Origin of the sequence: Nocardia vulneris (genome assembly GCF_001613425.1) — a bacterium.
Taxonomy (GTDB): domain Bacteria; phylum Actinomycetota; class Actinomycetes; order Mycobacteriales; family Mycobacteriaceae; genus Nocardia; species Nocardia vulneris.
The window spans coordinates 257,861-278,818 of sequence record NZ_BDCI01000017.1 but is presented as its reverse complement, the minus strand read 5'-3'; the positions used below and the strand labels follow the sequence as shown (position 1 = coordinate 278,818).

Here is a 20,958-nt window from a genome sequence, read left to right as displayed (position 1 = left end):
ATGACCGGTGCCGAGTGGTTCGGTTCCGCGGCGGGTGGACTCAACCGGTACTTCACCGATCTGTTCGGCGCCCTTCGGCGGCATCCGGATACCGAGGTGTCGGCGGCCGCTTTCGGCGATCCGCCCGCGGGTGGCTGGTCCTGGGGCGGGCTCGGCGGCTCCACGCTGCACCGTGCGAGTCGCTCCGTCGCCGTGCGGCCCGCGCCGCGTCGTCCCGCCGTGCTCGATCGGCATTTCTGTTTGTACGGGCCGCCGGTGGTCGGTCGCGCCCGCGGTCCGCGACTCGTCGTGCACTTCCACGGGCCGTGGGCCGCGGAGAGCCGGGTCGCGGGTGCCTCCGAATTCACCGCGCGGGCAAAGTATCTCGTGGAGCGGATGCGCTATGCGGGCGCCGAGCGCTTCGTGGTGCTGTCCGAGCAGTTCCGGCAGGTACTGATGACCGACTATCGAGTGGCCGCCGACCGTGTCGAGGTCATCGCTCCCGGTGTCGATCTCGCGAGATTCGCGGTGACGCCGCCGCCGGGCGTGGCCGAAGCGCCTGTCGTGCTGTGCATTCGGCGGCTGGAACGCCGGATGGGTATCGACCGGTTGATTCGAGCCTGGCCCGCGGTGCTGTCCGCGCACCCCGGTACCCGGTTGGTGATCGTCGGAACCGGTAGCGCCGAGCGGGAATTGCGGGATCAGGTGGTGTCGAGCGGTCTGGCGCGCTCGGTCACTTTCACCGGGCAGCTCCCGGACGATCAGTTGGCGGCCCAATACGCACGGGCGCACTGCACCGTGGTGCCGTCGGTTGCGCTCGAAGGTTTCGGGCTGATCGCCCTCGAATCCCTGGCATGCGGGCGCGCCCCGATCGTCACCGACTGCGGCGGCCTGCCCGACGCGGTACGCGGGCTCGATCCGTCGTTGATCGTGGCCGCGGGCGATGCCGAGGCGCTCGCGGCGCGTATCGTCGCCGCTCTCGCGGGGGCGGTACCCGCGCCGCACCGCTGTCGCGCGCACGCGGAATCGTTCTCCTGGACGGTAGCCGCCGCCCGGCATCACGCGCTGTACACGGAGCTACGCGGATGATCCGGGCGCTGTTCCTCGCACACACCGCGGCGCCGTCGGGGGCCGAACTCGCCACCATGCGGTTGTTGTCCGCGCTGAGCGAGCGCACCGCCGTCGAACCGGTGATGCTGTTCACCGAGAACGGTCCCATGGTGCGCCGGGTCCGGTCCCGCGGCATCCGGACCCTGGTGCTGCCCAACGGATTCGACAGCCGATCGCTGACGATCGACGCGGCAGGCCTGCGCAAGGTGCTCGTCGGCGCGTTCGCCCTGATCCGGTTGGGGCGCAGGCTCGGGACGAAAACCCGGCGGCTCGACGTGCAGGTGCTGGTCGCCGGGAGCACCAAGGCCATGCTGATGGGTGCCGTCGCGGCGCGGCGCGCCCGCGTCCCCCTGATCTGGTCGGTGCACGACCGGGTGTCGAGCGAATATTTCGGCCGGTGGCTGGCCTGGGGTATTCGCCTGCTCGGCTGGGCAGTCAGCGACGGGTACCTGGTGAACAGCCGCTCGACCGCGAGTTCGCTGATCACCTGGCGCAGACCCGTGGCGGTGGTGTACCCCGGCATCGAACCCGATCCGGTGCCGTCGGCCGACCGGGCACCGCAGCGCGCGCCCGCCGAGGTGGTCGTCGCGATGGTCGGTCGCTTGACGCCGTGGAAGGGGCAGGACGTGCTGCTGCGGGCGCTGGCGGACGTGAAAGTGCCGCCGCGCCAGGTATTCCTGATCGGCGGCACGCTGTTCGACGAGGAGCCCTATCGGCGCGAACTCGAGCGCTCGGCGCGCGCACTGCGGCTGCCCGTGACCTTCACCGGGCATGTGGACGATCCGCGAAACCACCTGCGCCAGGCCGACATTCTGGTGCACTGCTCGGTGCTGGCCGAGCCGTTCGGACAGGTCGTCGTGGAGGGACTGCAGGCGGGCTGCGCGGTGATCGCGTCCCGGCCCGGCGGCCCCGCCGAGATCATCGAACCCGGCGTGAACGGCGTGCTGGTCGAGGGCGGTGACACCGCCCAGCTCACCTCCGCGCTGGACCTGCTGATGACCGATCCCGCGTTGCGCACCAAGCTCGCGGCCGCGGGCGTGCTGCGCGCCCGTGCGTTCGATATCGTCGAATCCGCCCACGTCGCAGCGGATTTCCTGACCACCGTGGCACGGGTGCGCCGTGGCTGAGACCGGTACCGCCGCACGAGCTGCGCCGCGCCGCTGGCGCGGGGCCGCCGTGGTGCTGCGCGATATCGGTTTCGTCAGCTTCGGCAAATACGGGCAGTACCTGATCACGGTGGTGACCCTGCCGATCATCGCCAGGGTGCTCGGCGCCGAGGGACTCGGCCTGCTGGCGATCGGTATGTCGGCCTATTTCATCGGCTCGCTGGTGGTGGATCTGGGGATCACGTCCTTCCTGGCTGCCCGGGTGCACGAAACACGCACGGACACAAGACGGATAGGACAGCTGCGCGGCGACTACCTGGCCATCAGGCTGACGATTCTCGGTTGCCTCGGCGTACTACTCATGATCGGCACAGCGGCCGGAGCACCCGCTCGCTTGCACATGGTCCTGCTGGGGTTGTTCGCCGGTGGTGTCTGGTCGATCTCGGAAGACTGGCTGCTGATCGGGCAGGGCCGGTTCGGGGCCTCGGCGGTGTACCAGGGCGCCGGGCGGATCGTCTATCTGCTGCTGCTCGTGCTGCTGTTGCCCCGCTGGCCCAGCGCGTCGGTGGCGCTGCTGTGCCTGCTGATCTCGGCCGTCGTCACGGTCGCGGGGACCTGGGCGGACGCGTGGCGTCGCTTCGGGCCGCCGGCCCGACCGCGCGCGGTCCGCGCGATCCTGCGGCTCGGCGCACCGGTTTTCGCGTCCCGGCTGCTGGTGACCGGCTACGGCCAGGGTGCGCCGGTGGTCTACGCGGCGGTGCTCGACGCCGCCTCCCTCGGGTTGTATTCGGCCGGCGACCGTTTGGTGCGCGCCATCCAATCACTGCTGGACACGGTCGGATTCGCGTTCCTGCCGCGGATGGCCCGGCGCAGCGCGCACGACCGGTTCTGGCGCAACGCGATACAGGTGCTGATCGGGTGCGCCGGTCTCGCGGGCGCGGCCGCGGCAGGCGTGTGGTTCTTGGCGCCGACGCTGATCCAGCTGATCTTCGGCAGCGGATTCGACGGCACGGTACCGCTGTTGCGGGTGGAGGTGCTGATCCTGCCCGCGATGACGGTGACCTCCTTCATCACCACCGCGCTGCTGCCGGTGCGACAGGACACGGTCGGCGTGCTGGTCGGCGCGCTCATCGGCACCTGTGTGGCGGCGTCCGCCCTGGCCGTCGCCTTCCGGAACAACTCGGTGTGGGCGCTCGTCTACGGCACCGTGCTCACCGAGATCGCGGTAGCGCTCTGGTATCTCGTCCGGGTCCGGCAGCTGATCGTGCGCGAGCGCGTCGCCGCGGTGCCCGTCGCGCAGGAGCCGGTGCGATGAAAATTCTGTACGTCGGCGACGACTGGATCGGCAGCAACGCGCGCTCGCTGGCCGACGGATTCCGCCAGGCCGGACACGAGGTGGTGGTGATCGATTCCACCCCGGTCACGCTGCCCGCGCGGCTGTCACCGAGCTGGCTGTACGCCAAGGCCGCCGGTCGGCGGGCCGGCTGGACGACCACCGCGTTGCACGACCGAATCGACCGTGCCGCCGCGGCATTCGGGCCGGACCTGCTGTTCGCGTTCAAAGCCGTGCATCTGGACCAGCAACGCCTGTTGAGCACGCCCGCCGACCTGCGGGTGCACTACAGCCCCGACGACGTCTCGAATCCGGCGAACACCAGCGCGGATTACCTGGCGTACGAGTCGGAGTGGGATCTGGTGGTCACCACCAAGCGCCACAATGTGCCAGAACTGCACGCGCGCGGCGCACGCGGCGTGCGGTTCGTGCGCAGCGCCTACGACCCGGCGTGGCACCATCCCTGCGCCCGCCGGGGCGCCCGGCGATTTCTGGCGGGGTTCATCGGCGCTCGCCGCCCCGACCGCACGCCGCTGCTCGTCGACCTGGCTCGGGAGTACGGTCCCGATTTCCTGGTGCACGGGCCGGGCTGGCGACGGGTGCGCCGATTGCGTGGCACCGCCGCCGAACTCGGCGGGGGAGTGTACGGCGAGCGCTTCGCCGCCGCCGTCGCCTCGATCACCGCGAACCTGGTGCTGCTCAATTCCGACAACCGGGACACCCACACCTGCCGGTCGTTCGAGATACCGGCCGCCGGCGGGCTTTTCGTCGGCGAGCGGACGGCCGAACATGCCGAGCTGCTCGACGAGGGCACCGAGTGCTTCCTGTTCTCCGATCGAAACGAGTTGCGCGAGATCCTCACTCGATGCGCGCGGCGACCGGAGGCGGTCGAGCGGGTCGCGGCGGCCGGCCACCGGCGGATCACCGCCGAGCGGCACCGCTACGTCGACCGGGCGGAGGAGATCATCGATGCGCTCACCTGAATTCCCCGGCCCCGGCGCGGCCGCCGGAGGCCACCGATGACCGCCGCCGGCACCGCACTGATCATGATCGCCGCTGCGCTCGCGACGATGGTGGTCGCGGCGCTGACCGTCCCCGGCGTGGCCAGGGTGCTGCTCATCGCGCAGGCCGTGTACTGGGCGATGTCCTATCTCGCCAGACCCGTTGTGCTGCTGTGGGTGCGGCCCGAACCGCGTTTCGGCGACAATGTGGCCGATCCGCGCCTCGCCGCCCTCGGATACGACCACGGCATCGCCATGGTGCTGCGTCCGGTGGTGTTCGGGTTGTGGGTATACGCGGGCCTGGTTGTCGCCTTCGCGATCTGGCTGCGCCGTCGCCGCGCGCCTCAGCGAGCGACGATCACCGACGATCCGAACTTCGTGCCGACCCTGTGCGTGCTGTATTTCCTGGGCGCCCTCGGACGCTCGGCGATGGTCGCCACGGGCACCGCGGGCAAGGCGGGCGAGGTCGAAACGTCCAGTCCGGCATTGACCTTCGTGACGATGCTGGGCACGATCGGCGCGATCGGGCTCATCGTCTTCGTGCGGTTGGCAAGCGCCCGGGCCACGGTGGCCGCGGTCGGCCTGCTGCTGGCCGGTGAACTGCTCTGGACCGTCGCCGTCGAATCCAAGACCCCGATCATGGGCGCCGCGCTGGCGATCGGCGTGCGCTTCGCGCTCGGCGGCTGGACGCGGCCGAAAATCGTTGCCATTCTGCTCGTCTCGATCCTCGGCATGGGCGGCTTCGGCTGGTTGCAGTCGCTCAAAGCCACCGGGCAGACGCAGGCCGATGCCGCGGTCACCGATGCCGCGTATCCCGCCGCGGTCCGGCCCGTGCTGAGCGTGCTGCGCCGGTTCGACCTGCTGGAGGCGGCGACCGACGTGTACTACACCCCGCCCGGGTCCTGGTTGTCCCCGGGCGAGGCGGCCGAAAACGCTGCGCGCAGTCTGATTCCCGCGCAACTGCTCGGCACGGAGAAGCTGCGCTCCGGCACCGCGTGGGCCGCCGACGTCCGTGGCGCCTCGGTGGACATGAGCCAGGTGTCGGTGTCGCTGGCCGAGGGCGGGATCAGCGAAGGCTATCTGCTCGGCGGATACACCGGAATCATGGTGGGCGCCGCATTCACATTCGCGCTGTTGGCCTCCTGGGCGCGGGCGCTGTACTCGCGGTATATCGCCCTCGTCGTGCTGGGGCTGGCGCTCATCGAGATACCGGTGATCTTCGAGCGCGGCATTCTCGGCAGCATGGAGATGCTCGGCAAATATCTCCAGGCCGTCGTACTGGTGTGGTTCATCTATCTGCTGGTGGGTTTGTACCGCGGTTCGCGCGGGCAGTTATCGGCGCGTCGATCGTGGGAGCGGGCCGAATCCGTTGTCCCCGTTACACAAAGGACTGGGCAATGGGTTTGATCGAGTACTGGCACGTCCTGCGGCGCCGTTGGCTCGTCGTCACCGCGGCGGTGCTGGTCTGCCTGCTCGCCGCCGCGGGTTACGCGCAGACGATTCCGGTGACGTACAAAGCCTCGAGCAGCATGTACGTGTCGATGTCCACGGGAACGTCGGTGAACGACTCATACCAGGGCGGTTTGGCGGCGCAACAGCGGGTCCGGTCGTATCTGGACCTGCTCGCCAGCGCCACCGTCGCCCAGCGCGTGATCGACGATCGCGGGTTACGGCTGAGCGTCGGCGAACTGCGCAGCCGGATCTCGGCGAGTTCGCCGCCCGCGACCGCCGTGCTCGTCGCCACCGTGTCCGCGCCCACAGCCGCGGAGGCGCGCGATCTCGCCGATGCCGTGGTGGCCCAATTCCGGCGGCTGGTGGACGAATTGGAGACCACCGAGCTCGGCGCGGCACCCGCCACCCGGGTCGCGGTGGTGGACCGGGCCGAGCTGCCCGCCGCGCCGAGCGGCCCGCGCCGAACGCGCCTGCTCGCACTCGGTCTGTGCGCCGGCCTCGCGCTGGGCTTCGCGGCGGCCCTGCTCCGCGATCGGCTGGACCGTCGGTTGCGCACCTCCAACGAGCTGGAATCGGCACTGGCGGAACCGGTTCGGGTCGGTGGGTCCGGCGCACCCGAGCGGCCGACTGTGCCGATTCTGGCGATACTCGACATCGGCCTACCGGGCGAGCTGGGGGAGACGCGGCGGCTACGGGCCCGCCTCGCCGACGCCGCCGCCGGGAAGAGTCCGAAAACGATTGTGCTGACCAGTCTTTCCGCGCGGTCGGCCCCTGACATCGCGGCGCGGCTGGCCCGATCGCTGGCCGCCACCGGTGCCCGGGTGGTGCTCGTGGACGCGGACACCACGGGTGCGGGCAGCTCCGGTCGACTGCTGGCGCACACCGGTCCCGGGCTCGCCGAAGTCCTGCGCGGCGGACCGAGACTGAGCGATGCGGTGGTGCGGCTACCCGACGACGGTATCGACCTGCTGCCACTCGGCGCGCCCGATCCCGGGACGCCGGATGCGTTGACCACCGAGCGTTTCGGGGCGCTGCTGGCCGACCTGCGATGCGATTTCGACCATGTGGTGGTCGAGGTGGCACCGGTCACCGCCGCCGCGGACGCGCTGTCGGTTGCCCCGCGCGGGGACACGACGATCGGCGTCGTGGAGCTCGGTACCACCGACGCGGCCCAGCTCCGCGGCGCGCTGGCGACCTTCGGCGCCGCGGGCGCGGCACTGGTGGGCGTCATCGCGGTATCCCGGCCCGGCGACCGGCCGCGCCTGAGTCAGAGGTTGCGCCTATGAGCGAAGACTCGGTGAATCGTCGTCGCCTGCTCGCCGGTTCGCTCGGCGCGGCCGCCGCACTGCCCTTGGCCGCGTGTGCGGCCCGGTCCGACGCCGACGAGGAGTTCCGCTCGCCGCGGGTCACCGACGCACCCGCCGCCCGCAACATCCGCGATTTCGGCGCGGTGGGCGACGGGAAGGCCGACGACACCGCCGCGCTCGCGCAAGCCGCCGCGGTGGGCGACGGACCGCTGGTGCTGTATCTGCCCGCCGGGCAGTACCGGGTGACGTCCTGGCCACCATTGCCCGACTATGCCACGGTGCTCGGCGACGGCGGCGACGTCAGCATGATCAACTACGAGGGCGGTGGCACGCTGATCGCCCTGCGCAAGCGGCAGCGCGTGCGCTTCGCCCGGCTCGGCATCTTCGTCTCCGACCCGGCGGTGACCGCCGTGTCGTTGTCCGAATGCTTCCGGTGTTCGTTCGAATCGGTGGTGCTGCGCGGTAATCACCTCAGCGAGAACTTTCCGCGCTATGCCGAACAGCGCGGCGTCGTGCTCGATCAGAACACGGGCGGCACCGCGTTCGTCAACTGCGATATCAACAATTTCGGGTACGGGCTGGTGACCTCGTGCATCCAGAATTACGTGACCTCGTCGAAATTCACCAACAACCGGATCAGCGTGCTCGGCACCGGCGGCGACCACAACGCCGGATTGGCCTTGAGCAACGTCGAATTCGTCTCCGATACCGACCCGCGCACCACCGACCGGCACCTGGTGGTGGACGGCGCGGCCAACGCCTGGTGGCTGACCAACGTCTGGTTCGAGGGCGCCGATACGGCACTGTCGATCGGGCACCGGGAGCGCGGCGGACCCGCACAGTTCGGACTCGTCAATTGCAAGATCGCGGCCCGGACCCTCTGCGTGGACCTGACCTATTGCCGCCAACCGTATCTGGCGAACGTGCAGTTCGACGCGGATCTGGACAAGCCGCCCACCGAACTGCGGATCGACTGGCAGGGGTGTCCGGAAGGCACTGCGGTGAGCCTCATTTCGAGCTCCGCCCGCGATATCGATCCCGCGACCTTCCCCACCGGATGGCATGTGATCGGCCGGGATCGGATGCTGGGGGCGCGGTTCGCCGGGACCACGGTCGCGCAGGCGGGCCGCCCGGACACCGACATCCTCCAGGTCCAAGCCGCCGACGGCGCGGTGGCGGCGGCGGTGCTGTCCAGCGGCGCTTGGCTTTCCGATCGCGCCGAGGGCGGCATCGTGCTCAAGGACGCGGACGGCGGGTACTGGCGGCTGGTGGTCGCACCCACCGGTGCGGTGAGCGCGGTGCCGCTCGGCCGGGACAGGCCGGCGAGGTGAGGCCGTGAACAACGCAGTCGCCGCCGCACCCGATGCGCTGCGGCCGCCGCGCCGGATCCGGCGTGCGCTGCTCGGCGTCGTCGCGCTGATCGCCGTCGTGGCCGCGATGGCGGCGCTGGGCCGGCCGGTGTACGTGCGACCGCAGGTGGATCCGCTGCGGCCCGCCGACGCCATCGTCGTGCTCGGCGGCACGCCGTACGAACGCTTCGACGTGGGACTGGATCTCGCGCGGCGTGGCTACGCCCGGCAACTGCTGATCTCGCGCTCCACCGGCGCCGACGACCCCGCCATGGACAAGTATTGCGCCGGGCACTTCGATTTCCAGGTCAGCTGTTTCGTCCCCGACCCGTGGACCACCCAGGGCGAAGCACAGGAAATCGGCCGCAGGGCACGGCAATACGGCTGGCGGCACATCATCGTGGTGACCTTCACCCCGCATGTGTCGCGCGCGCGGTACATCGTGCAGAAGTGCTTCGCCGGTGCAGTGACGATGGTTGCCAGCCCCAGTCCGTCGGGGCCGGTGTTCTGGTCGTGGATGTACCTGCGCCAATCGGCGGGCTATCTCAAAGCGTTCACCGAACGCGGGTGTTGAAGGAATGAGGAACGCGCGTGACGAGTCTCGACAGCCGACGTGATTTCGCTCGTAGCAACGGCATCCAAGCGCGGTTGCACGACCTGATACCCGGTGGCGCGCACACCTATGCGCGCGGCGCCGACCAGTACCCCGAACACATGGCCCCGATCCTGGTGCGCGGCAACGGCTGCCGGGTCTGGGACTGCGACGGAAACGAGTACGTCGAGTACGGCATGGGCCTGCGCTCGGTGACGCTCGGGCACGGCTATCGGCCGGTGGTCGAGGCGGTGACCGCCGCCATCGCCGACGGTGTGAACTTCTCCCGGCCCACCGAGCTGGAACTGCTTGCCGCCGAGGACTTCCTGTCCCTGGTCCCCGGGGCCGACATGGTCAAGTTCGCCAAAAACGGTTCGGACGCCACCACCGCGGCGGTCCGGCTGGCCCGCGCCGCCACCGGCCGGGTGGTGGTCGCGGTGTGCGATCAACCGTTCTTCTCGGTGGACGACTGGTTCATCGGCACCACCGAGATGGACAGCGGCACCGACGACACCGCCACGGTGAAGTTCCCGTACAACGATCTCGGCGCACTGGCCGACGTACTGGCCGCGGTGCCGGTGGCATGCGTGGTCATGGAGGCGGCGACCGCCCTGGCCGAGCCCGGCAGCGGGTATCTGAACGGTGTTCGCGCCCTGTGTGATCGGTACGGGGCGTTGCTGGTGTTCGACGAGATGATCACCGGGTTCCGCTGGGCGGCCGGTGGGGCGCAACAGGTGTACGGTGTGCGCCCGGATCTGTCCTGCTGGGGGAAGGCGATGGGCAACGGGTTCCCGATCTCGGCGTTGGCGGGCAAGCGCGACTACCTGGAGCTGGGCGGGCTGCGGACCGACCGGGACCGGGTGTTCCTGCTCTCGACCACGCACGGGCCGGAATCCGCGGGACTGGCCGCGTTCCGCGCGGTGGTCCGCGCCTACGCGGACACCGACCCGATCGGCCGGATGGAACGAGCCGGCCGACGGCTCGCCGACGCGGTGAATGCCATTGCCGCCGAGCTGGGTATCGCCGATTTCCTCCAGGTCGCCGGGCGGCCGTCGTGCCTGGTCTATCTCACCAGAGATCCGCGCGGCAGGCCGTCGCAAGCGTTCCGGACGCTGTTCCTGCAGGAACTGCTGGCCCGCGGGGTACTGGGGCAATCGTTCGTCACCTCGGCGGCGCACACCGACGACGCTATCGACGCGACGGTCTCCGCGTGCCGGGAGGCGGCGCTCGTCTACCGGCGCGCGCTCGAACAGGGCAGTGTCACAGGGCTTTTGGTGGGAAGGCCGGTCGCCCCGGCGCTCCGGCGGACCGCCGCGCCACGCCGGATCGCCGCCGCCTCGCCAGGCGGAGCGCAGCACTCGTGACCGCACCGCGCATCGGGCTCGTGCATGAGCGATTCACCGAATACGGCGGGTCCGAAGCGGTGGTCGCGGAGTTCCTCCGCACCTGGCCGGGAGCCGCGGTGTTCGCACCGATCGTCAGTCGTGCGGGGCAGGCCGCGCTCGCGGCGCAATGTGGTGCGGGAGAACTGGATTCGATTCAGGACAGCTGGCTCAGCGGGGTGCATGCCGCGCTGGGCACTCGCGCGCACGCCCCGTTGCTGCCTTTCGTGCCCCGGGCGCTGCGTCGCCTCCCGCTGGCCGGGCGGTTCGACGCGGTGATCGTCAGCCATCACGCGTTCGCCACCCAGGCCGTATTCGCCACGGACGCACCGGTGATCGCGTATGTGCACAGCCCGGCACGCTGGGCGTGGGACAGCGCTTTTCGTGCCCAGGAGGCCGGTGGGCGGTCCGGTCAGCTCGCCTTGGCAGCCCTCGGTCATGTCGCCCGCCGTGCCGAATTGCGGGCCGCGCCGCGGCTGGCACAGGTGATCGCCAACTCGCACGCGGTCGCGGCCCGCGTGCGTGATTGGTGGGGTCTGCCCGCCACCGTGATCAATCCGCCGGTGCGGATAGATCGGTTCACTCCCGACCCGGCGCTGCCGCGCGAGGATTTCTTCCTGTTCGCCGGCCGTCTCGTGCCCTACAAGCGGGCAGACCTCGCGATCAGGGCGGCGCAGCAGGCGGGTCGCCGGCTGGTCGTGCTCGGCGACGGTAGGCACCGCCCCTACCTCGAGTCCATCGCCGGACCGGAGACCACGTTTCTCGGCGCCGCCTCCGACGCGGTCCTGCTGGACAGCTATCGCCGCTGCCAGGCCCTGCTCATGCCCGGGGTCGAGGATTTCGGCATCGTCCCGGTGGAGGCGATGGCCTGCGGCACCCCGGTCCTCGCCGTCGGCGCGGGCGGCGCCCTCGACACCGTCCGCCCCGGCACCACCGGCGAGTATCTCGCCCCCGGCGACGACCAGTCCGTCATCGACAGCCTCGCCCGCCACCTGCGCGATTTCGATCCCACCACCTACGACCCCGCCACCATCCGCACCCACGCCACCACCTTCACCCCCACCGCCTTCCGCACCCGCCTATCCACCACAGTCACCCGAACCCTCACCCGAGGCGTCGGCGCCTGACACCCGTCGATCGCCACCCTTTCGTAGGAGGTGTGGTGGCGGGATCGGTGTGGTCGTTAGGGGAGCGGGTGCGGCTTGCGGGGAATCGTTGCCCTGAGCGATGGCGCTGAACGTCGCGGTTGTATGGATTGTCTGATTTATCCTGGGCGTGCGCGAAACCGCTTATATGTTCTTCTAATTCGATTGTCATCGCGTTAGCAAAATTACGGAATCCGAGCTGTAATCCGCGTCACATTGTCCGATTTGCTGGTAGTCGTCCGGTTGCCGCCATGTTCGAATGTGCTGAGCGGGGCTAAGTATCAGGTTTCAGTGGGATTTGCCGGAAGATCCAGGAGATTGGATGTTCGTCTCAACGCTCGGCAGACTGCAAGTCACCGTGGACGATGGTGAGATTACACCGACGGCGCCGAAGTTGCGCAGCCTGCTCGCGCTGCTCGCGGTGCGGCGAAACCGAATCGTGCCCACCGGAGTTCTGGTCGAAGAACTGTGGAACGACGAAGCGCCGATCAGTGCGCTCGCGACTTTGCAGACCTACGTCTATCAACTGCGGAAACTGTTGCAGGCGCACGGCGCCAACGGACGTGACGTGTTGCGCTGGCATCCGCTGGGTTATGAAATCCGGCTGGCCGACCACGAACTCGATATCGCCGCGTTCGAGCAGCTCGCCGAGCGGGCGCGCGATCAGCTGTCCGACGGCGCGGTGGTGGAAGCCTTGCAGTCCGCCTCGAACGCGGCCGCGCTGTGCACCGGCACGCCGCTGTACGACATCTGTGCCGGCCCGATTCTGGAACCGGAGATCAACCGGTTGCGTGAGTCGTTGTTGCAGGTCACGCAGTTGCGGGTGGAGGCGCGGATGCGTCTGGGCCATCACCGGGATCTGATCGGTGAGCTGAAACTCCTGTGTGGCGAGCACCCCTATCACGAAGGGCTGCACGGCAACCTGATGACGTGCCTGCATCGCTGCGGCCGCAGGTCCGAGGCGCTCGAGGTGTACCACCTGCTGCGGTCCAACCTGAGTGCCGAGCTGGGCATCGAACCGTCCTCGGCCATCCAGGAGTTGCAGCGCGGATTGCTCGACGGCGCACCGGAACAGGCCACCGCCGAGGTGCGCACCGCGGTGGCGCCCGCGCAATTGCCGCGGGACCTGTCCGATTTCTCCGGTCGCGCCGACGAAAAGAAACGACTCACCGAACTGCTGACCAGTGACGTGGCCGTCACGGCCGCCGTGGTCACCGTCACCGGCGGGCCCGGCGTCGGCAAATCGGCGTTGGCGATCCACGCGGGACATTCGGTACGCGGCCATTTCCCGGACGGTCAGCTCTATGTCGATTTTCGGGAAGGCACGCACGGTTCGTTCCGTATTCTCGGCCGGTTCCTGCGCGCGGTGGGTTTCGCCGCCGGACATTTGCCCGATGAACTCGACGAGCGGGCGGAATTGTTCCGCAGTTGGGCCGCGGGCCGCCGGGTGCTCATCGTGCTCGACAATGTCACCACCCGTGGCCAGGTGCGGCAACTGCTCGCGGGCGGTCCCGGGAGCGCGGTGCTGATCACCGGCACCTTCCGCGCGGTCGCGGGTATCGAAGGCGCGGCGCCGATCGAACTGGAAGCGCCGGACGCGGGCCAGAGCAACGAGATACTTTCCGCGATCATCGGTCCGGATCGGATGAGCGCGGAAACCGATGCCGCGGAACGCATCATCGCCTACTGCGATCGAAATCCGCTGGCATTGCGCATCGTCGGCGCGAAACTGGTGACCAATCGACTGCTGTCGTTGTCCATGCTCGCCGACCGGCTCGCGGATCCGCGGCGGCGGCTGCACCAGCTGGAGTTCCTCGACTGGAGCATGACCCGCACGGTGTCGGCGGGCTATCGCGAGCTGGCCGCGCCCGCGCGTGCACTGCTGAACGCCGCGGTCGCCGCGGGTTCGCGCACGCTGACCATGACCCGCGCGGAACAGCTGTGCGCGCCGGGGCAGTGGTCGGCGGACAACGCCATCGAGCAGCTGCTCCAGAACGGGCTGGTGCGCTGTAACTGGGGTGTCGTCGGGGTGGACAGCTTCGACATCCCGGACCTCGTCGCCTGCTATGTGGCCGAGGTGGCGGGCCCGAACACCGAGGCTTGTTGACCCGACTCGTGCAACGCGCCCGCCAGGGCGCCGAGTGTGGTTGCCGCGAAGAACATCTCATGCGGGATCGCGGTGTCGAGCGCGCCCTCCAGGCGGGCGTGTACCTGCACCATCTGTACCGAGGTGCGGCCCAGCGCGCTGAGGGGCGTGTGCGCCGACAGCGGCAGGCCGGTGAATCCGTCCAGCGCCCGGATCATGTGCCCGAGGGTCGTCACGGCCACCGGTGTCAGGTCCACCGGCGGTGCCGCCCCGGCCGGTTCGGTCAGCGCGAGGTCGCGGGCGTCGTCGACGAGGGCGCGCACATCGGTGCCGCGCCGGTCGATGCCGATCTGATAGTCGCCGGGCGGGCGGCCCAGCGTCTCCACGGTCAAGCGGACCGCGTCGTCGGGCCGCAGCGCGAGGAAACCCCGTGCGGCCGCGGCGGCTTCGTACCGGTTCCCGGCGTTGACGCCGGTCTCGCGCCAGAGGCTCCAGGCGAGCCGGGTGATCGGCGTGCCGTCGCGCCGGCGCAGTTCCGCGGTGAGCGCACGCGACAGCGCGTTCGTGGCGGCGTACGCCGCGCAGCCCGCCGCGGGGAACTCACCCATCAGTGAGGAGCCGACGATCAGTCGGGAGCCGGGGCGCTCCCGGACGAGTTCCGCGGCCACCAGCAGGCCGCGCAGGTGACCGGTGGCGGTGAGATCCCAGTCGGCGGGCCGCTCGGCACGCAGCGGGCGCAGCCGATACTCGCCTGCCAGGTGGATCACGCCGTCCAGCGGTGCACCCCACCGGTTTTCGGCGGTCGTCACCGCCGCGCGCACGGCGGCCTCGTCGCGAAGATCGACGGCCGCGTAATCGGCCTGTGCGGATGCGTCGCAGAGCCTGCGCCAATTATCCTGCAACGCTGTGCTGTCCGGTGCGTCGAGCGCCCGCCTGCCGATGATCAGGAACTGGGCGCGCGAGGTGGCGGCAAGATTACGCACCAGCTCGGTGCCGATACCGCCCGCGCCGCCCAGCACGACGTAGCGTCCATTCGCACGCAGCGGGCTCGGTTCGATGACGGGCGCGTCGACCGCGGTCAGGGCGGGGAGATGCGGACGCCCCTGCCGCCAGGCGACTTCCGGGTACGCGGTGCTGTGATCGGCGAGCGCGATGGCCAGATCCCGGGCGGTGCGTTGCGGTGCACTCTCGGCCAGATCGATGTGCACCGCCTCGCTACCGGGATACTCCTGCCGGTACACGGCGGTGACGGCCGCGGTGGCCGCGGCCGCGACGATGCCGGACTCGGTTCCGGTGAGCACGCGCGCACCCCGGCTCACCGTGATCAATCTCGGGCCGGCGCCGTCATGTGTGCAGCACTGGATGGCGCGGACGAGATGCTCTGCACACGAATCGGTTTCGGCGGCAAGACTCCACAGATAAACGACTGTCTGCGGTGTGCCGAGTGTCGGCCGGACCGCCGCCCAATGCTCATCGAGGTCCGGATCGATGACGTAGCCGTCCCCGGTACGCCGGAACCCGGCGCCCTTCCGGACAACCAGGTACTCACCCGGCACCTGCCTCATGAATTCCTCGGCGACACCGGACTTGTCGGCGAACAGCACGATGGGTCCACGCAAACCGCCGGCGTGCCGCGGCGACGGCGGGACCGGCTGCCACCGGGTGACATAGACGCAGTCGGGCGTCGTTCCGGACGCACCGCCGACCCCGCCGACGACGCGGTCCGCGAGTTCGCCGTCGGCCAGCCGTCGCGCCAGGACCGCCCGCTGGATCTTTCCGCCGGTGGTACGCGGGAATTCGGCCGCGGTGATCGCGGCGATCACGCCGACCGGCAGGCCGAGCCGCTCGCCGACCGTCGCGGTGATCCGCGCCGCGGTCCGCTGTTGGTCACCGGAATCTGTTGGTACATAACAAATCCCGAGCAGCTCGGTGCCCAGATCGGGATCGGCGATGCCCACCGCGGCGACGTACCCGCGCCGGACGCCCTCGATCTCGTGCACCAGCTCTTCGATGGTGTGGCTGTGATACTTGGCCCCGTTGACCACCACCACGTCCTTGGCGCGACCGGTGATCACGAGCTTGCCGTCGGCCAGGAACGCCAGGTCGCCGGTGTCGAGCCAGCCGTCGACGGTGAACGCGGCGGCGTTGGCCGCCGGACTGTCGAGATACCCGGGCGTCACTCGGCTGCCCCGCACCTGTAACCGGCCGATCGTGTATTCGTCCTGCGGAAGCAGGTTTTCGTCGACGATCCGCAACCGGCTGCCCGGCGCGGGTGCCCCCATGCTGATGTAGTCGATGCCGGCGTGGGTCACGATATTGTCCGCGGCGTCGAAGTACGCGCACGAGGCGGCCGTCGCGGTTTCCGCCATGCCCCACATGTGCACGAAGTTGGCCGCCGTGACGCCGAAACGCCCCAGTTCCCGGAGGAATCCCTCGACCACAGACGGGATGCACTGTTCCCCGGCATTGAGCAGGGTGCGCAGGGCCGAGAGATCCCACTGCCGCTGCGGCGCCTGTTCGAGGGCCGCGGTGAGCATCCGGTAGCCGAAGTTGGCCGACCAGGTGTGCGCCACTCGGTGCCGCTCCAGCAAGTCGAGCCAGCGCAGCGGTGCTGCGGTGATGTAGCTCGTGCTCGCGTGCACGCTCGTGCAGCCGAGCACCGCGTCCCGCAGCAGATACATCACCAGGGCCGGGGCATGGTCGAAGGGCAGCCAATTGAGGCTGGTCTCACCGGCGCGGATCAGGTCGACCTGGCGGGCCGCCAGCGCGTTCTCCACGATCGCGCGATGGGTGAGCTGAATCAGCTTGGGGCGCCCGGTGCTACCGGAGGAGAGCACGAGCACCGCGACATCGTCAGGGTCGGGCGCGTGCACGTCGGCCACGGGCAGCGCTGCCGCCGTGCACAATTCGCCGACGGTGACGGCCGGTTCCAGCGCTTCGGCGAGCGCGGGGGAGGTCAGTATCGGCGCATCCGACAACCGTTGCGACAGCGCGACGAGCACACCCACGTCGTCACGCTTCGGCTCGACCGTGGTGACCGGCACGAAGCCGCCCAGAAGACAACCCCAGACGGCCACCACGTAGTCGGCGAGATCACTCAGCGCCAGTACGACTTTCGCACCGGGCGGCAACCCCCGCCCGGACAGCCCGGCGGCGAGCCGCAGTCCGCGCTCGAGCAATCGGTCGTAGGGCATGCGGGTCTCGCCGTCCGGCCCGACGGTCACCACCGAGTGCGCGGTGGCCGACGCCGCGCGCAGCGCCTCCGGGAGAGTGCGCGGATCGGTCCGGGTGACAACGAGTTCGGGACCTGCCGCCTGCGCGAGGCGCCGGACCGTGGATGACGCATGGTGCTGCGCGGGGCGGTGGACCCCGACCCGGCGGTGGCCGAGCGGATAGCGCACCGACACCCAGTCCTCGGCCGCCTGCGCCTCCGGTAGGGCCGCGAGGTCGGGCGCGCCGTCGGGCCGCCGTGGAATCCGGCGCACTACGCGGACCGCGATCTTCGGTGTCCGGCTCAGCTCGCGCTGCACTTCGATCGGATCGGCGTCGGCCGAGGGCACGACGTAGACGCGGTATTCACCGGGTACCTCGGCGGGAATCGCAAGGCAGTCCAGCACATCCGGCCTGGCGAAGATCTGCTGGACGAAGGCGGTACTCATCGGGTCGCGTCGGCGTCGGCTCCGGCGCGGGCCGGCGCCCAGTCGTCCCGGAAGCGTTGCGCCGACCATTCGGTGACCACGCGCTGCCACAACGCTGCCCGCTCGGCGCGCGCCTCGGGGACTGTCAGCTGGAAGACGGTGGCCAGGATGTCGAAATAGTCGTCCTGGTCAGCGATTGTGCGGACAGCGCGGCCCGCCGCGGTGACCTTCGACAGCTGCGTGCCGATCAACTCGTCGAAACCGGACTCGTCGTGCCGCTTCACCCACCCGTAGCGGAAGAAGATCGCCATATCGGTCTCCGCCATCCGGGTATAGATCTCTACCAGTTCGGCGTAGGCCACCTCGGTCAGCGCGAAATCGACGCCGCGGCAGGACTCGTGCCGGTCGTAGTCGAAGCGCCACCAGTGCGGGTCGAGATCGGACGGACGCAGCCGATAGCGGAAGTCGCCGCGCGCGTACTCGCCCGGGATCAGCGGAATCGGTCGCGAAAAACCCTCGCCCGCACCGACATCGAGCAGCCAGCGCCCGGCCGGATTGTCCGCTGCGGGCAGGTTGTCGACGGTGAGCACGACGTGCGTGCCGGTGGGTGGCTGCGCGCTCGGGGCGAACCGGCTCTGGGTGGCCGCCGGACGCAGTCGTGCGTCGTAGCCGAGCTGGTCGAGCAACCAGCCGAACGCCCCGTTGAGGTGGTAGCAGATGCCGCCCAGGCCCTGGCCGACGATGCGCTCGACGGCGTCGCCGACCGCGATCGACGGTGTGTGCCAGAGTGTTTCGAACGGCACCCGGGCGGCGTGGGCGGCGTGCAGTTCGGCGAGCGCCGCGACCGACCGCTCGGGGACCCCGTCGAATCCGAGCCTGCGCAGGTAGGCGCCCACTCGTGGGTCGTCAGTGGCTGCGGACATGCTCCACCTCCCGTAACGCGCTCGTGCAGCGGGACAATTCGGTGAGCCACAGCTCGCGCAGCGACTCGACGCGATCGCGGGTCAGGATGTCGGTGCGGTACCAGAGGCGGCCCTTCGGCTCCGCGCCGGACCACACCTCGAGCGTCAACTCGTACGACGACTCCTGTTTGGGCCGGTGCAGGTACTCGACCTCGGTGCCGGCGAGCGCGAGGGTGACGCTCGCACCGGTCTGCACCACGAACCCGGCCTGGCAGAACGGCATCCGGCGCGGATCGCGCTGCGGGTCGAGCCGGATGATCTGTTCGAGCGGCATGAACTGGTAGTCCATCGCGTGCAGCAGACCGGTGGTCGCGGCGGCGAGGTCGATGCGCGGATCGTCGGCACCGGCGTGCCGGAACCGCAGCGCGATCGCCGAGGCGAAGCAGCCGACCGCGTTGATGCTCGACTCGGCCGCCCGGCCGTTCACCGGCACACCGATCGCGAAATCGGCTGCGCCGGTGAATGTTCGCAATGCTCGCGCCCACGCGGCGAGCATGATCATGCTCGGTGTGGTGCTGCCGATATTGCGAAACGCCGTGCTCGGCAAGGCGAACCACAACTCGTCCACGGCTCCGCTGCTGAGTTCGGTGCCCGGCGAGTCCGGGTGCGGGAGCGGCAGATCCGGCACCCCGACGAGCTGGCGCCCCCATCGCAACAGTTCCTCCTGTTCGTCCGGGCCCGCCGAGCGCTCCTGTTCGGCCCAACTGGCACGGAAGTCGGTGGGTGCCGGAACCGGATCAGGTTGTCCCGCGAGCGCACGGGCGTATGCCGCGCCGAGCGCGTCGAACAGGATGATCGCCGACCAGCCGTCGAACGCGGTGTGGTGCACGCTCACGACGAGCAGGTGCCGGTCCTTGTCGTCGGTGCACAGCAGTGCGCGGATCGGCAGTTCGGCATCCAGTCGGAAGGGCGTGGCCGCGAAGGCGCGCACGGCCGCCGAATCGGCTTCGGGTTCGCCCCGGCGCACCGTCAGCACCGAAGGCGTCGCTTCCGGTGCGATCACCTCGACCCGGGTGTCTCGAGCGCCGACCCGGATTATCTTGGTGCGCAACGCGCTATGGCTCGCGAGCACCCAGCGCAATGCCCGATCCAGTGCGTCGGCGGACACTGCGCCGCCGATCCGGAAGGCGAAGGTATCGATGCCGTCGCGATAGCCGGGCTGCTTCTGCTCGCGATACCAGAACCGCCACTGCGGCACGGGAAGCCCGGCCAGCCAGCGAATGCCCGAGGTGTCGGTCATCGAGGGGCGTCCGCTCGCTGAGGCGCACCCGCGCGCGCCAGCCGCTCGAGCCGCTCGACCACGGCCAGCGGTGTCGGGCGGGCCAGCATATCGTCGCGCAACTCGCCTGCCGCGGTGTGGAATTCGTCCTCGAACAGCCGATCCACCGCGGCCGCGATCTCGGCGTCGGTGAGATCACCGCCGGGCAGGTTCAACCCGGCCCCGCTGTCGCGCACGTGATGACCGTGGAAGACCTCGTCCGGCATCTGCGAAATGACCAGCTGCGGTAGACCGTTCACCAGTGCGGTCAGCACGCCGCCCGCGCCGCCCTGGTCGACCAGTATCGAACAGGTCGAGGCGAGCTGATGCAACGGTGCCGGGCCCAGGTGCACCACATTGTCGGGGATGTGGTCGAACAGCTTGCGCTGGTCCGCGGTGACCGCGACGGCCAGTTCGACGTCGTGCCGCGCGAGCGCCCGCACCACGCGGGGCGCGAGCACCATGTGGTCGAAACCGAGGCGGCTCTGCGAAGTACCCCACGTGATGCCCACCCGCGGCCGGGCGGGCGGTTCGAGCAGCCAGGGTTCGAGGACGGCGGGGCCGTTGTAGGGGACGAAGCGAATCGGTTCGCGCACTTGACGATCCGTGACCTGCAGGCGCGTCGGCGCGGGATCGAGGGTGCTGTCGCCGTTCACCCCGATGCGGGTCAGCCCGTAGGGTGCGGCGAGTTCGCCGATGAGGTCCTCTTCGAATTCCGCGATGGGCGCGGTGAAGTCGATGCTCCACAGGTGTCGCACGGTCGGCACGTCGAGCAAGGTCCCGATCAGCGGGCCGACGAAACCGGCGGGCTCGAAGACGATCAGATCCGGCTGCCAGCGCCGCGCGAACGCGACCGCTTCGGGCGCCTGCGCCTGCGCGGCGGCCGCGGCGAGCCGGAATCCGTTGAGCCGGCGGCGCCGGGCCCGCTCCGCGGCGGCGACCGGATCCGAGGTCGGCTCGGGCGCGGCGGGCTTCCAGGAGCGGCGTGCGAGTTCGTCCCGCAGCCGGGCGTAGGAGTCGAACTCCGGGCCCGCGCCCAGGGCGGGCAGACCGGCGCCGACGATCGCGGGCACCAGATCCGGGTTGCTCACCACCACGACGTCGTGACCGCTGGCGCGTAACGCCCAGCCGAGCGGCACCATCGGGTACAGATGGCCCGGCATGTTCCACGTCGCCAGCAGGACGCGCATCCTTCGCCTCCGTCCGAGAGAGAGTCGGTGCGCACAGCGTCCACGGGCCCGCTCGAAGATCACTCCAG

Annotated in this window: 15 protein-coding genes; 11 read left to right on the top strand and 4 right to left on the bottom strand. The window is 69.9% G+C overall.

The genetic code is table 11. The features are described 5' to 3' along the window. From NVU01S_RS19005 to NVU01S_RS18955, 11 genes are all read left to right on the top strand, one after another. A complete protein-coding gene (locus NVU01S_RS19005; protein WP_043666786.1) occupies positions 1-1,068 on the top strand; it encodes a glycosyltransferase family 4 protein in 1,068 nt (355 codons plus the stop codon). Beyond that, the gene (locus tag NVU01S_RS19000; RefSeq protein ID WP_043666537.1) at positions 1,065-2,216 is read left to right on the top strand and encodes a glycosyltransferase family 4 protein; all 1,152 of its coding nucleotides are present in this window, start codon (positions 1,065-1,067) and stop codon (positions 2,214-2,216) included. Before NVU01S_RS19005 ends, NVU01S_RS19000 begins: the two co-directional genes overlap by 4 nt. Positions 2,217-2,265: 49 nt before the next feature. Continuing rightward, positions 2,266-3,510, top strand: coding sequence for a lipopolysaccharide biosynthesis protein (locus NVU01S_RS18995; protein WP_043666783.1), 1,245 nt, complete (start codon positions 2,266-2,268; stop codon positions 3,508-3,510). Next, on the top strand, positions 3,507-4,511 hold the full coding sequence (locus tag NVU01S_RS18990) for a CgeB family protein (RefSeq protein WP_043666534.1): 1,005 nt from the start codon (positions 3,507-3,509) through the stop codon (positions 4,509-4,511). The genes NVU01S_RS18995 and NVU01S_RS18990 overlap by 4 nt, the downstream gene beginning before the upstream one ends. 36 nt (positions 4,512-4,547) lie before the next feature. Continuing rightward, positions 4,548-5,936 carry a hypothetical protein gene (locus NVU01S_RS18985; RefSeq protein ID WP_043666530.1) on the top strand — a complete coding sequence of 463 codons (1,389 nt, stop codon included), beginning with the start codon at positions 4,548-4,550 and terminating at the stop codon, positions 5,934-5,936. Next, positions 5,927-7,267 carry a Wzz/FepE/Etk N-terminal domain-containing protein gene (locus tag NVU01S_RS18980; RefSeq protein ID WP_043666527.1) on the top strand — a complete coding sequence of 447 codons (1,341 nt, stop codon included), beginning with the start codon at positions 5,927-5,929 and terminating at the stop codon, positions 7,265-7,267. The genes NVU01S_RS18985 and NVU01S_RS18980 overlap by 10 nt, the downstream gene beginning before the upstream one ends. After that, the gene (locus NVU01S_RS18975; protein WP_043666524.1) at positions 7,264-8,619 is read left to right on the top strand and encodes a glycosyl hydrolase family 28-related protein; all 1,356 of its coding nucleotides are present in this window, start codon (positions 7,264-7,266) and stop codon (positions 8,617-8,619) included. The genes NVU01S_RS18980 and NVU01S_RS18975 overlap by 4 nt, the downstream gene beginning before the upstream one ends. A 106-nt stretch (positions 8,620-8,725) precedes the next feature. Next, complete coding sequence (locus NVU01S_RS18970) at positions 8,726-9,211, top strand: YdcF family protein (protein WP_156161487.1); 486 nt, start codon at positions 8,726-8,728, stop codon at positions 9,209-9,211. Positions 9,212-9,228: 17 nt separating this feature from the next. Further along, positions 9,229-10,593 (top strand): glutamate-1-semialdehyde 2,1-aminomutase, encoded by a 1,365-nt coding sequence (locus NVU01S_RS18965; RefSeq protein WP_043666520.1) that lies wholly within the window; start codon positions 9,229-9,231, stop codon positions 10,591-10,593. Next, entirely contained in the window at positions 10,590-11,738 is a 1,149-nt protein-coding gene (locus NVU01S_RS18960; RefSeq protein ID WP_043666518.1) for a glycosyltransferase, read from the top strand. The genes NVU01S_RS18965 and NVU01S_RS18960 overlap by 4 nt, the downstream gene beginning before the upstream one ends. Before the next feature lie 340 nt (positions 11,739-12,078). Next, a complete protein-coding gene (locus NVU01S_RS18955) occupies positions 12,079-13,863 on the top strand; it encodes an AfsR/SARP family transcriptional regulator (RefSeq protein WP_052280325.1) in 1,785 nt (594 codons plus the stop codon). Here NVU01S_RS18955 and NVU01S_RS18950 read toward each other — a convergent pair. The 4 genes from NVU01S_RS18950 to NVU01S_RS18935 are packed head-to-tail and all read right to left on the bottom strand — an operon-like array spanning position 13,821 to position 20,890. Then, positions 13,821-17,501, bottom strand: coding sequence for an SDR family NAD(P)-dependent oxidoreductase (locus NVU01S_RS18950; RefSeq protein WP_043666516.1), 3,681 nt, complete (start codon positions 17,499-17,501; stop codon positions 13,821-13,823). The genes NVU01S_RS18955 and NVU01S_RS18950 overlap by 43 nt on opposite strands. After that, on the bottom strand, positions 17,498-18,403 hold the full coding sequence (locus tag NVU01S_RS18945; protein ID WP_082031916.1) for an arylamine N-acetyltransferase family protein: 906 nt from the start codon (positions 18,401-18,403) through the stop codon (positions 17,498-17,500). Before NVU01S_RS18945 ends, NVU01S_RS18950 begins: the two co-directional genes overlap by 4 nt. Further along, positions 18,387-19,682, bottom strand: a complete 1,296-nt coding sequence (locus NVU01S_RS18940) for a condensation domain-containing protein (protein ID WP_043666514.1) — start codon at positions 19,680-19,682, stop codon at positions 18,387-18,389. Before NVU01S_RS18940 ends, NVU01S_RS18945 begins: the two co-directional genes overlap by 17 nt. Then, the gene (locus NVU01S_RS18935; RefSeq protein ID WP_052280323.1) at positions 19,679-20,890 is read right to left on the bottom strand and encodes a nucleotide disphospho-sugar-binding domain-containing protein; all 1,212 of its coding nucleotides are present in this window, start codon (positions 20,888-20,890) and stop codon (positions 19,679-19,681) included. The genes NVU01S_RS18940 and NVU01S_RS18935 overlap by 4 nt, the downstream gene beginning before the upstream one ends. Between the last annotated feature and the right edge of the window lie 68 nt (positions 20,891-20,958).